At 46.1% G+C, this 11,453-nt stretch carries 10 protein-coding genes and 4 pseudogenes; 5 read left to right on the forward strand and 9 right to left on the reverse strand.

Annotation, left to right across the window (positions count from 1 at the left end):
- Positions 1–62 precede the first annotated feature (62 nt).
- Both ACJHYR_RS00005 and ACJHYR_RS00010 read right to left on the reverse strand, forming a co-directional pair.
- On the reverse strand, positions 63–302 hold the full coding sequence (locus tag ACJHYR_RS00005) for a PerC family transcriptional regulator (protein ID WP_410233026.1): 240 nt from the start codon (positions 300–302) through the stop codon (positions 63–65).
- Positions 303–319: 17 nt separating this feature from the next.
- Positions 320–616, reverse strand: coding sequence for a single-stranded DNA-binding protein (locus tag ACJHYR_RS00010; RefSeq protein ID WP_045147041.1), 297 nt, complete (start codon positions 614–616; stop codon positions 320–322).
- Between the two features lie 157 nt (positions 617–773).
- Here ACJHYR_RS00010 and ACJHYR_RS00015 point away from each other — a divergent pair.
- Both ACJHYR_RS00015 and ACJHYR_RS00020 read left to right on the forward strand, forming a co-directional pair.
- Positions 774–1,354: pseudogene (locus tag ACJHYR_RS00015) on the forward strand (IS5 family transposase); the annotation flags it as partial.
- Positions 1,355–1,651: 297 nt separating this feature from the next.
- Positions 1,652–2,041: a cytochrome b562 gene (locus tag ACJHYR_RS00020; protein WP_001354052.1), complete on the forward strand. Its 390-nt coding sequence runs from the start codon at positions 1,652–1,654 to the stop codon at positions 2,039–2,041.
- Positions 2,042–2,538: 497 nt separating this feature from the next.
- On the opposite strand, the gene ACJHYR_RS00025 is transcribed toward ACJHYR_RS00020, so the two are convergent.
- Positions 2,539–2,712 carry a YebF family protein gene (locus ACJHYR_RS00025; protein ID WP_001354053.1) on the reverse strand — a complete coding sequence of 58 codons (174 nt, stop codon included), beginning with the start codon at positions 2,710–2,712 and terminating at the stop codon, positions 2,539–2,541.
- Positions 2,713–3,739: 1,027 nt separating this feature from the next.
- On the opposite strand from ACJHYR_RS00025, the pseudogene ACJHYR_RS00030 reads away from it, so the two are divergent.
- The 3 pseudogenes from ACJHYR_RS00030 to ACJHYR_RS00040 form a co-directional block, all read left to right on the forward strand.
- Positions 3,740–4,560, forward strand: a pseudogene (locus tag ACJHYR_RS00030) (polysaccharide deacetylase family protein).
- Positions 4,560–5,505 (forward strand): annotated as a pseudogene (locus ACJHYR_RS00035) (glycosyltransferase family 4 protein). Before ACJHYR_RS00030 ends, ACJHYR_RS00035 begins: the two co-directional pseudogenes overlap by 1 nt.
- Positions 5,506–5,585: 80 nt before the next feature.
- Positions 5,586–5,990: pseudogene (locus ACJHYR_RS00040) on the forward strand (phosphoethanolamine transferase domain-containing protein); the annotation flags it as partial.
- Positions 5,991–6,055: 65 nt separating this feature from the next.
- Here the strand turns inward: ACJHYR_RS00040 and ACJHYR_RS00045 are convergent.
- The 6 genes from ACJHYR_RS00045 to xthA form a co-directional block, all read right to left on the reverse strand.
- The gene (locus ACJHYR_RS00045) at positions 6,056–7,243 is read right to left on the reverse strand and encodes a tyrosine-type recombinase/integrase (RefSeq protein WP_001218736.1); all 1,188 of its coding nucleotides are present in this window, start codon (positions 7,241–7,243) and stop codon (positions 6,056–6,058) included.
- Positions 7,244–7,430: 187 nt separating this feature from the next.
- Positions 7,431–7,979, reverse strand: a complete 549-nt coding sequence (locus ACJHYR_RS00050; RefSeq protein ID WP_000524080.1) for a carboxymuconolactone decarboxylase family protein — start codon at positions 7,977–7,979, stop codon at positions 7,431–7,433.
- Positions 7,979–8,686 carry a TVP38/TMEM64 family protein gene (locus ACJHYR_RS00055; protein ID WP_000977133.1) on the reverse strand — a complete coding sequence of 236 codons (708 nt, stop codon included), beginning with the start codon at positions 8,684–8,686 and terminating at the stop codon, positions 7,979–7,981. The genes ACJHYR_RS00050 and ACJHYR_RS00055 overlap by 1 nt, the downstream gene beginning before the upstream one ends.
- 14 nt (positions 8,687–8,700) lie before the next feature.
- Positions 8,701–9,378 (reverse strand): lipoprotein YdjY, encoded by a 678-nt coding sequence (gene ydjY, locus ACJHYR_RS00060; protein ID WP_000939195.1) that lies wholly within the window; start codon positions 9,376–9,378, stop codon positions 8,701–8,703.
- A gap of 4 nt (positions 9,379–9,382) precedes the next feature.
- Positions 9,383–10,093 carry a TVP38/TMEM64 family protein gene (locus ACJHYR_RS00065; RefSeq protein ID WP_001306150.1) on the reverse strand — a complete coding sequence of 237 codons (711 nt, stop codon included), beginning with the start codon at positions 10,091–10,093 and terminating at the stop codon, positions 9,383–9,385.
- 166 nt (positions 10,094–10,259) lie between these two features.
- Positions 10,260–11,066 (reverse strand): exodeoxyribonuclease III, encoded by an 807-nt coding sequence (xthA, locus tag ACJHYR_RS00070; protein WP_000673929.1) that lies wholly within the window; start codon positions 11,064–11,066, stop codon positions 10,260–10,262.
- Between the last annotated feature and the right edge of the window lie 387 nt (positions 11,067–11,453).

The following is an 11,453-nucleotide window of genomic DNA, read 5'->3' on the forward strand; positions in this document are numbered from 1 at the left end:
AACCATACGAATCGCCCGCTGACGGACTTCGGGGGAAAAACGAGTATTTTTAGTCATCCTGTTTACCTCTTTCTCAGGGAGTTTAGTCTCCAGGATTTCCGGGGCGGTTCAGGTATCGGGCGTTTTGCCTTCCTGATACATTCCCTTGCTCTCATTACTGCAAGCTGTCTGTGACTGTCTTTCTCAAGAGTAATCATCACATCCTGCCACCTTCTGGCAGCACGTCTCCACAGTCCCCTGCTCTCGAGTTCTTCCGCTGTCGCGTCGCTTATTGTCCGGCTCTTCAGTGTGCTGTTGTTCATGTTGCGCCCCGCTTAATTCATAAGGGTATATCATCTCCGTAAGTGGCGTCGCCTCCCGTTGGTGGCTGATTACCCTGTGTACCTGTGGTTTCGCGTCTGCTTCCTCCTGGCCGCACCGTTTGAGTACTGATTACGCTGTCTGCGATAACCTGCCGTCCCTGCCGCGTTTTCCCGTTCTGCCCTGTCCACTGGCTGACCTGCATGTTACCTGCCACGCTTACCAGTTCGCCTTTCTGGTGTCTGGCCAGTGCTTCGGCCTGTCTGCCAAACGCCAGCACAGATAACCACATTGTCGCCTGTCCGTCATCGAATATGTTTTATCGCCACTTTCCGGAATATCAATTAACTTAATTAATAACGCGTCCATTTCCTTTGCGCAGATTAATGCATTTTCAGAGTGGATTAATACTTCAAAAGGGATTTTATTCATGGCTCACCCCTCACGAATACGCTGTTTCTTATACATAAATCCCCACCCGGGGTGAAATCATACACCTCGTGATTGATTCCAACGGGCTAAAAGTCTTTGGGGAAGGCGAAAGGAAAGCCAAAAAGCACGGCAAAGAGGGGCGTCGCATCTGTCTGTTGATGGCAACACACATGAAATTGTCTGTGCAGACCTGTCGCTGAACAACGTCACGGACTCAGAAGCCTTCCCGGGGCTTCTCCAACAGACTCACAGAAAAATCATGGCTGCAGCGGTAGACGGGGCTTACGACCCCCGACTCTGTCACGATGAACTGAGGCGTAAGAAAATCAGCGCGCTTACCCCTTCCCGAAAAGGTGCGGGTTACTAGCCCGGTGAATACGAAGACCGTAACCGTGCAGTGGCTAATCAGCGGCTGACCGGAAGTAATGCCCGGTGTAAATGGACAACAGATTATAACCGTCGTTCGATAGCGGAAACAGCGATGTACCGGGTAAAACAGTTGTTCGGAGGTTCACTGACGCTGCGTGACTACGATGGTCAGGTTGCAGAGGGTATGGTCATGGCGCTAGCGCTGAATAAAATCACGAAAGTAGGTATGCCTGAGAGCGTGCGTATTGCCTGAAAGCACAACTAGCTACGGGGCTCTTACCCTAAATCAGATTTTTTCAACAAAGCCCAACTGGTATTAGAAAACCTGTTGAATATTTAATACAACCATGTTAAATAAAAGAAATAAAGAACTGTTATATCTATTTTCTTAATGGTGAATCATTCAGCAATACCGAATAAAGTAGAATAGTTTTTAGAAATGCATCACATTTTCTTGTGTATACCCATATAGGAGATGTACATCCATAAAAGATAGAATAATAAAGTTAAATTGCCATGACGATAATCACTTTCGAATAGGAGTAAATTAATGAAGAAACAAAAATTCTTTATTGTGAGTTCTATACTTGTAATGTGTTTATCTACCAGTCATATATCTTTGGCTTCCGGACTGGATAAAAATATGCAGAGCCTTGCAAGAAATATGAGCACTCTACAATCCTCTGGTGATAAAAAATCTCTATTAAATGCTCTTGATATGATGGACAAAGCTGTAAATGCTTCCATGAATACTCTTCCTGAAAAAATAAACAGCAACGATAAAGTCGCAGTGGAAAGTTATAAGAATGAGTTGAAGAAACTACAAAATGAAATCAATCTTGCAAAAGAGAAGGTTGAGTCGGGGAATATAGAGTCACTACGTGATGCTCTGGATAAAATGAATAATATAAAACTGGAAGGCCACCGAAAATTCAGATAAATAATATTCTATAGAAAAATTTAATTTTATTTCTAAATACGGCAAAGTATTTTACTGTAATTTGCCGTATTTAATAATGTGTTAAACCTTAAATTATCCAATCCTAATTTAGGAATGCACTCCACGGCCAAACAGTCATACTCACACCTACAACATATAACTATATATTAATTTTATTGATTTTCCTTCTTGCGTTTACACAAAAACTAACATTATGTGAAACTCCCCTCAGCTTATTTTACAAAATAACATCATGATTAAGTAAATCGGTGAATTTGCTCCTATATGTCCAGACATCTGTTATCACTTACCCTGTTACGGCCCTTCAACAGCAGAAGATTCAGGGGTAGTCTAAGCGCTAAGAACACGTTCCCGAAAATTGAGGTAAACACGTTATGACAGCAACGTAAAATAAAACAGAGAACGTGCAGCGTTTTTTTAGTCATAATGAACATGTAGAGTCCGTTTGTTCATACTCTGTGGTTATCTTCAAGCGTTCATCCCTGGCGCTGCCAGATAGCGTTTTCGTTCTTACAGTCAATGCGCACCCGATACTGAATATCGGCTTTATTCCCCCTGGCGGTGAGATGCGCTGTGACTAAATTATCACCTTTACTTACCAGCTCACGAAGATTCACCCAGACAACAGGACGCTGCTGACTGAGGAGCACCTAGTCATCTTTCCTGTGAAGCACCTGTTTCTGGAGATAGTTCCGTTTGACGCTGGCTGAAACAGCCGATGCTTCCTGCCCTTCACATCGTGGAAAACTGACGGTTCTTTTTTATCAGCAGCCAGTGATGATGCACAGATACCGAAGATGAGCAGAATTGAAGAGAGTGTTTTGTTCATTTACAGAATCCCATCATGGATAGCTTATTGCAAAGTTATACTTTAACAACACAAAATATCATTTTTTGAAACAATATTCACATAACTGCTTATCCCGTCACTTCCCGTTTTATATCGGCAGCACCGTCTGTCTTTCCTATTGATGCGATTCGTATAATTTATTTTACCCATGAGAAACTCACATTTAAATTTATGAGATGTAATATATGAAGAATAAGGAAATATCCGGATAGGTGGGTTGTGAAAAAGTTAGCGGCAATAACTTAACTACAATAACCGGCACGTTTTCAACGCTGGCGCAGGCAAGTGCGGACAAAACGGGATTCTTTATCACGGGTAAAACTTGTGCATCTGTGACGGTATTAATCCTGTTCATCATGATGCCTCTGTACAAGAAAGCTATGCTGTGCCTCCGGATTATTACGGCCAGTAATATTAGGTATTATGAGGCTCTCAACCGAAAAATCAGTGCACGACATTTTGAGGGCATTTCCCAGTGGCTTACTGGTATAAGATCATGATATTACTGCATTTGATCCTGCTGCTAAAACTAATCGGGACACGGTTTTTATGATTTTTGACGGAAGCAGGTATATTCCTCTGAGCGTCCTGAAATCGAAGGATTTTATTTTCCTGGAAAATAAGTAAATCATATGATAAAAACAATATATTCACAAAGGATAAAATTATTTTGATAAACAGTCGGAAATATTAAAAGTGTCTGTTGTATTCTCATTGTCCATTATTCCCTGATTACATAGTAGAATACCCGGAGCCAGACATATCCTAAACCGCCCTGTTTTTACTCGGGGTATATTTACTGTATAACTAACTGGTGATAATGCTTTATGTTGAATGCAAGACATCTTCCCGTACTGATGTACCATCATGTCAGTCGCTGTCCGGGGCTTGTGACACTTTCACCTGAAATATTTTGTGAACAGATAGAGTGGCTCGCAAAAAATAACTGGCGGACAGTAACATCCGCTGAACTTTAATATTTTTATCAGGGGGGAATGCTTCCAAGAAAGAGCTTCATGATTACATTCGATGACGGATATCTTGATAACTGGTTCCGGGCATGGCCGGTACTGAAGGAATACAATCTTCATACGCATATTTTTCTCATTACAGGGTTGATTGGTGACGGGAAGGTGCGTTACAGACAGAAACGGGAATATTCGCATCGCGACTGTGAGCAGTTGATTGCAGATAACCGTTCCGATGAAGTGATGCTTCGCTGGTCTGAAGTCCGGGAAATGCGTGATTCCGGTCTTGTTGAATTCCATTTACATACCCATTCACATAAACGCTGGGACAGACTGTCTGTACCACGTACTGAGCAGTGCCGACTCATGGAAGAAGCTATTATGACAGGCAAACAATGTCTGAAGGAAAAACTGGGATACTGTAGTCCCCATCTATGCTGGCCTGCAGGATATTATAGCAGAGATTATATTAATCTCACCAGAGAACTTGGTTTATCTTATTTATATACAACGGAAAGAAGAATGAACTGCCCTGTAAAAGGTTCATTACTTATAGGACGTATTAGTACAAAAGAACGGGAATATTGCGGTTGGCTGAAACGGTGCCTTTTTATTATATCACGCCATTTTTCTCTTCATTACTGGCTCTTCATAAGGGGCCAAGATTACCAGAGAATTAATAATGAAGATTTTATTCACTGAGTCTTCACCAGATATTGGTGGCCAGGAGTTACAGGCTCTGGCACAGATGACAGCGCTCCAGAAACAGGGGCATTCTGTTTTACTCGCCTGCAGGGAAAAAAGTAAAATAGCTCATGAAGCCAGAACAATCGGACATGATGTTACTTTTATTCCTTTCAGGAACAGTCTTCACCTTCCTTCCATCATCAGACTGCGGCAGGTAATCCGGTAATTCAGACCTGATCTGGTAATCTGCCACAGTGGTCATGACAGTAACATTGCAGGCCTGAGCCGTCTGATATGCTGGCATCGTTTCTGTATTACACAGAGAAGTCAGGCAACAGTTACCTCCGCATATTCAGGGATGGACAGAATCAGCGGGCAATATCCCGCTGATTGTCCAGGTGGGTATGTTGCGTCCCGAGAAAGGGCATGAATTTATGCTCCGGGTGTTGCACCAACTGAAGATGGAAGGGAAAGTATTTCGATGGCTCGTGGTGGGCGCTGGTCGTGAGGAATACGAAGAACGCCTTCGCCTGCAGATTGAATCACTGGGAATGAGTGGTGATGTTTTCATGGCTGGTGCTGTTTTCCCGGCGTTACCGATATACCGGGTTGCCAGTGTGCTATCATGCCTTCTGAAAAATGAGGCATTTGGCATGGTCCTGGCTGAAGCGTCAGCCTCCGGTGTTCCCGTTATTGCCAGTGAGACTGGCGGGATCCCGGATGCCATTCAGAAAAATGTGACAGGAACACTTTTACCTGTGGGAGATATGACTGCATGGACCAGTGCGCTTCGGGATTTTTTGTCCCGCCCGGAACGCTTCAGGATGATGGTTGCCAGCGCCAGAGAAGATATCGAATACCGGTTTAATATCAACAGAACGGTACAGACCATTGTGTCTCTGGCTCATCAGACCGGGGGAAACGCAACAGGTAACTGAGGAACTCATTTTCTGTCCGAATTCTGTTCATCGGTTTTCCGGTAACGGGGGATTTATTACATTTTACCGGGAGATGGTCAATACATTTAAATGCCGGAAACAGCAGACCTGCTTTCAGCCGGAGCGCACGGGGGCGATACTTTATCTTTTCCACCCTGCTGCAGGTGATTATCTTCAGCACCGGATACGGTGGAATAAATGGAATACGAGATTCACTGTTATTCAGCTCCCTGTGGCGGATACCCGTGTTTCTTTTTCCAGAACGGATAAAAATTATTGCAGCGGTTGTCGGTATTATTCTCTGGACTACGTCACTGACAGCACTCTGTTATTATTTTATTTATAGTCATGAGTTCTCGCAGAGTGTTCTTTTCGCTATGTTTGAAACGAATGCCAGCGAGGCAGGAGAGTATTTCAGCCTTAAACTGTTGTTTATCACACGGGTATATACCGCAGTTTGCATTTTCCTGTGGACACGCCTGAAGGCAAAAATCAAAAAATAACAGTTAAGCCCCCACCAACCGCTGCAGTTGGTGGGGGATGGTTTATTTCATTTGTGCGTTTTTCCCATAAGAGAATCAATGTAATCAGCGTACCACTGCATCATTTTACGGCGACCATCGAGATAATGTGCATGATTATAGGTACCCCTGATGGAGTTTTTATCCACATGAGCTAACTGCATTTCAATCCAGGCAGAATTAAAGCCCTGTTCGTGCAGAATGGTACTCATGGTGTGACGAAAACCATGACCGGTTGCCCTGCCATCGTAACCGATACGTTTGAGCACCATATTGATGCAGCCTTCACTCATAGGTTTGTTTACATCGCAACGTCCGGGTAGCATAAGGCGATACTGTCCGGTAAAACCATGTAATTCCTGCAGAACAGAAATGACCTGGCGTGACAGAGGAACAATATGAGGCCGGCGCATTTTCATTCTCTCTCTAGGGATATGCCAGAGTGCGTTGCTAGAATCAATTTCTGACCATTCGGCCAGTCGCAATTCAATCGTTCTGAGCCCGGTCAGAATCAGCAGGTTTGTAGCCATACGAGTGACAGGACTGCCGTGATAGTCAGCGAGCTTCCGGAGAAAAACAGGAAGTTCATCCGCTCTCAGATGGGGAAAATGTGCGGTTTTTGGTGCCGCCAGCGTGCTGCTCAGTTCTGAGGCTGGATTGACAGTGGCTCGTCCTGTGGCTATGGCATAACGGAAAATCTGATTGCAGTATTGCCGGACCTTGCGTAGTTTTTCCAGAGAGCCTCGTTTTTCAATTCGACGTAGTATTTCCAGCATTTCCAGTGGAAGGATATCAGTAACGCTCCGGTTGCTCAGATACGGGAAAACGTCTTTATCCAGAGCTTCCAGTACGCTTCTGGCGTAACTGTCAGACCATGATAAAGATTTATGATGATGCCATTCGATTGCGAGAGCATGGAAGGTGTTGGTGACAGAGATTTTCTGTGAGAGTTTTTCCCTTCGTTTCTTTTCACCGGGATCACCGCCCTCGGAGATAATTTTCCTTGCATCGTCGCGTTTGGTTCTGGCTTCTGCAAGGGAGACGTCAGGATAGACACCGAAGGACAGTTTTTTCTCCTTTCCTGCTATCCTGTACTTAAAGCGCCAGTAGCGTGCTCCCGTGGTTTTTACCAGCAGATATAAACCACGTTCATCAGAGAGTTTATAATCTTTGTCTTTAGGTTTGGCTGTTTCGACTTGTCTGGCTGTAAGTGCCATATGGGGGCTCCTGAAACTGACTGAACACAATGGGCCCCCAAATATGCCCCCATTTTATGCTTGATTTAGGGGGTGAACAGTAGAATTCAGTGGAGCTCATAATGTTCGGGTTGACTGTAATATGGTGATTGTGCATGAGTTTTACGGAGTTTGGGAGGCAGAGGTAGAAGTGAAGGTAGTACCCTCCTTAAGAACGTTTTTCAGGAATACGGCACAGCCCCTGAGCGGGAATGTCCATGGCAGAATTAAAACGGGCTGACAGGTTTTGCAGGCCGATCAATGCCGTCAGTTCGGTGAGCGCCTGGGCGTCAAAATGCGCAGCCAGTCGGGTACGCAGGGCATCATCGACCGTTGGCGGCGTTACGCTTGCGGCTTCGGCGTACTCCAGCGCCAGCCGTTCTTCATCGCTAAAGAGTGGGCTTTGCCGCCAGTCAGCCACTGCCAGCAGTTTATCGGTGCTGCCAGTGCGCTCGGCGACTTTCATACTGGTGATATCCACGCAAAACTCACACAGGCACATTTGCGCAATGCGCGCGCTGACAAGCGATCGTACTACCGGATCGAGCGGTGAGCGTTTGCGCTCCAGCCAGCCGACAAACATCGACACCAGATAAAAGATAAACGGGATCCGCCCCCACCAGCGAATCGGGCTTAGCACCTCGCCGTAATGGCGACGATGCAGCCACGCCTGCGGACGTAAAATGAAAGGAATTTTGCTAAGCGGCGGTAAACCCATCAGGCATTCCTCTTCTGGCGCTCAAGCCATATTTTCTTCGCCATAAAAATCACCACGGTCAGGGCAAACAGAATAAACAGTCCGGTGACAAACCAGAAGGTACCGCCTGTTAACATGCTGCCCGCCCAGGAATAAACAATAGTCGCTGGTAACTGACCAAGCCCGGTGGCGATAAAAAACGAGCGAAAACGTATTGAAGTCAAACCGGCAGCATAGCTTACGGGATCAAAAGGCACAAAAGGCAATAATCGGCATACCAGAATGGTGTGTTTACCATAGCGGGTAAAAAAGCCGTCCATACTATTGAGTACCGTTTTACCCGTTAACTTTTCCACCACTTCGCGGCCCATCACTCTGGCGATAAAAAAGCACAGCGCCGCGCCGGCCATCGAACTGGTCCACGACAGCAAGCCGCCCCAGAACGCGCCAAACAGCGACGCATTGGCAAAGGTGATCAAAAACGCAGGTAGCGGTGCAGCAATGGCCTGTAAAATCATCAACAAGAACGAGACAACTGCCGCCAGTGCGCCGTAAGACTGAATAAAGCGTTCTATACCCTGTTGGTCCACGGCGGCAAACGCCGCAACGCTGCGATTGATAAACTCATGGACGCCGGGAAGCAGCGCCCATGCCAGCAGCATAGCGAACAACAGGATGATGAGGGTTATACGGTAGTACCAGATTTTTCGCGATTGCATCTTCATCATCCTTTATCCTGGCTTTATTCGGTGATTTTAAAGGTAACCGTTGCCAGCGTGTTATCCGCCGGGAGAACCGAGGCATTGCCTTTGAATTTAACTTCCCCTCGTTTTTCAACCGCACCATAAGTGTATGTTGCATTGCTGACGATGCCGACCGGGCAGCTATCCAGACACACCAGGCAACCCGTTTTCTTCTCTTCTGCTGCCGTTAAATTACCGCCAAAGCGCATGTCCAGTTTCTTGCCATTACGGTCAACAATCACTTCATCGAAGGAATACGCTTTTGCCGCCCCTTGCCAGTTGACCGAAATATCCAGTTTGCTGCCTGTGACATGAGTCGTTTCTTTATTATCCATCGTCATGTTTTCGCCTGGCGTACCACCTGCCTCTTTCAGGGCTTCATAAAATGCTTTCGGGGTCGCATAACCCATAAACAGCGATTTATGTCCGTTGGAGCCATCTTTAAACACAATACCGTGACGAGTGTCGTCGGTGAGGAAACGACCATTAATTTGCACCAGCATGGTTACCGTATGGTTATTAGCATCGACACGCAGCGGTTGGCTGTTCGAAAGTTCGTCGTATTCCACTTTTGCCGCCGCATTCTCTTTTTGATCGCAGCCGCTAAGCCCAGCAACAGCCAGTAAGCAGAGTGCAGCCAGTCCTTTTTTCCATGACGCTGAATAATGTTGCAACATCGTTCTATCCTTCATTTTTTGGGTGAGTAAGTGGGCTGCGGCGCGAAGCAGACAGATCCACATGTTTGTGTCGGGCGTAGAGTTTGGCGAGCTGGACGAGAATAAACAGCGCCAGGCCCGCCAGACAGAGTTGTAAAATAAAGCGCAGCGTAATGCCTTCATTGGCGAGATCGCTTGCCATCACGGTATAAATAACAATACCGGGCAGGGTCGTGAGTGCCGAAATAAGGGTATAAGGCCAGAAGGTGATTGTGGTTAATCCGTAAGCGTAATTTTGAATATTGTAAGGAAACAACGGGATTAAGCGGGTCAGAATAAGAAAATCAATACCGTTACGCGCAATGCCTTTTTCAATGGCCTGAAAGGTATGGCTATGGCCAACGTATTTCAGCAGTAAATCACGTCCCAGCCAGCGCGCCAGCAGGAATGAGCACGAGGAGGCCAGCGTGGCGGCAATTAATGATAGTAGTGTCCCTAAGAGCGGGCCAAAAACTATTCCTCCAGCGATCACCAGTATGCTTCCTGGTAACAGAAAGAGGGTGGCAATGATGAATAACAGAATATAGAGGCTATAACCGAACAATCCGCTCTGGCGAATGAGTGTCAGTAAGTGAGGTAAATCGGTGAGCAGCTCGAATAAACCGAAAGCGTGGAAAGCGTAAATGACCAGCGCAAAAATAAGACAGGCAAAAAGAAATTTACGCTCAGCGTTCATTGTGGAGTTTCCTATATCAAACTTGATAATAGAGAAGTGGTCAGACAACTAAAAACGCAGTGACGGTATAACAAAGGGCGGCAGGCAACAAATCATTACTGACAGTTTGTTGATTTTTCTCAAGGTTAATTCTCCTGACCCAGTTTGAGCCAGGAGAACAGCTAAATTAGCGGCGGAAGGTCGCCCAGACGGGGGCGTGATCGGACGGTTTTTCCATGCTGCGGATTTCATAGTCGATGCCGGTTTCTACGCAACATTCTGCCAGCGGTTGGCTGGCGAGAAGCAGGTCGATACGCAGACCGCGGTTATCGTCAAAACCTTTTGAGCGGTAATCAAACCATGAGAAACGATCGGCTGTTTGCGGATTCGCCTGGCGGAAGGTATCGACCAACCCCCAGCTCATCAGTCTCTCCATCCATTCGCGTTCTTCCGGAAGGAAAGAGCATTTTCCGGTACGCAGCCAGCGCTTACGGTTCTCTTCGCCAATGCCAATATCCAGGTCGCCAGGACTGATATTCATATCGCCCATAATCAGCACCGGATTTTCACGCTTGAGTTCGGTTTCCAGGTAGTTTTGCAGATTCTGATAAAACTGCGCCTTTGCCGGGAATTTTATCGGATGGTCGCGGCTTTCACCCTGCGGGAAGTAACCGTTGATCACGGTGACATTGCCCAGCGGTGAGGGGATTTCCGCCATAATAATCCGCCGCTGCGCCTCTTCGTCGTCACCGGGAAAACCGCGACGCACGGCAATCGGCGTCTCTTTGGTCAGCAGCGCCACGCCATAATGGCCTTTCTGCCCGTGATAAAACACGTTGTAGCCGAGCTTCGCCACCTCTTCGAGTGGAAACATATCGTCATGAACTTTTGTCTCCTGCAGGCCAATTACATCCGGCTGGTGCTTTTCGACGATGGCTTCAAGCTGGTGAGGTCTGGCGCGCAGGCCGTTGATATTAAAAGAGACAAATTTCATAGTCGCTGCCATTTATTCAGATAAAGAGTGCGTGGATGGTAGCAGAATTTCGCTTTGCGTACCGCCTGTTGTTAAGTGATTTGATCGATAGTTGTTAATGATGTCAACGATGGCGCAAAAAATGCCCGCTTTTGGTGCGCGCTGCGTCAGAATGGCGCAGTAATTTCCAGTAAATTTCGTCAATGATCACAATTCCAGAATTATATTTTACTTCTGCATAACATTGCGTTTTTTATTCTTTTTATTCACCCACATCGCAAACGTATTCACTTTATATGCACTTTAAATGCATATGGTTTGGTTATAACTCCTTGATTTCCAGTTAGCCTCCGCGATTTATGCACTTTTATCACTGGCTGGCACGAACCATGCAATCTACATTTACAG

Origin of the sequence: Escherichia sp. WS1450 (assembly GCF_046487395.1) — a bacterium.
Classification (GTDB): domain Bacteria; phylum Pseudomonadota; class Gammaproteobacteria; order Enterobacterales; family Enterobacteriaceae; genus Escherichia; species Escherichia coli.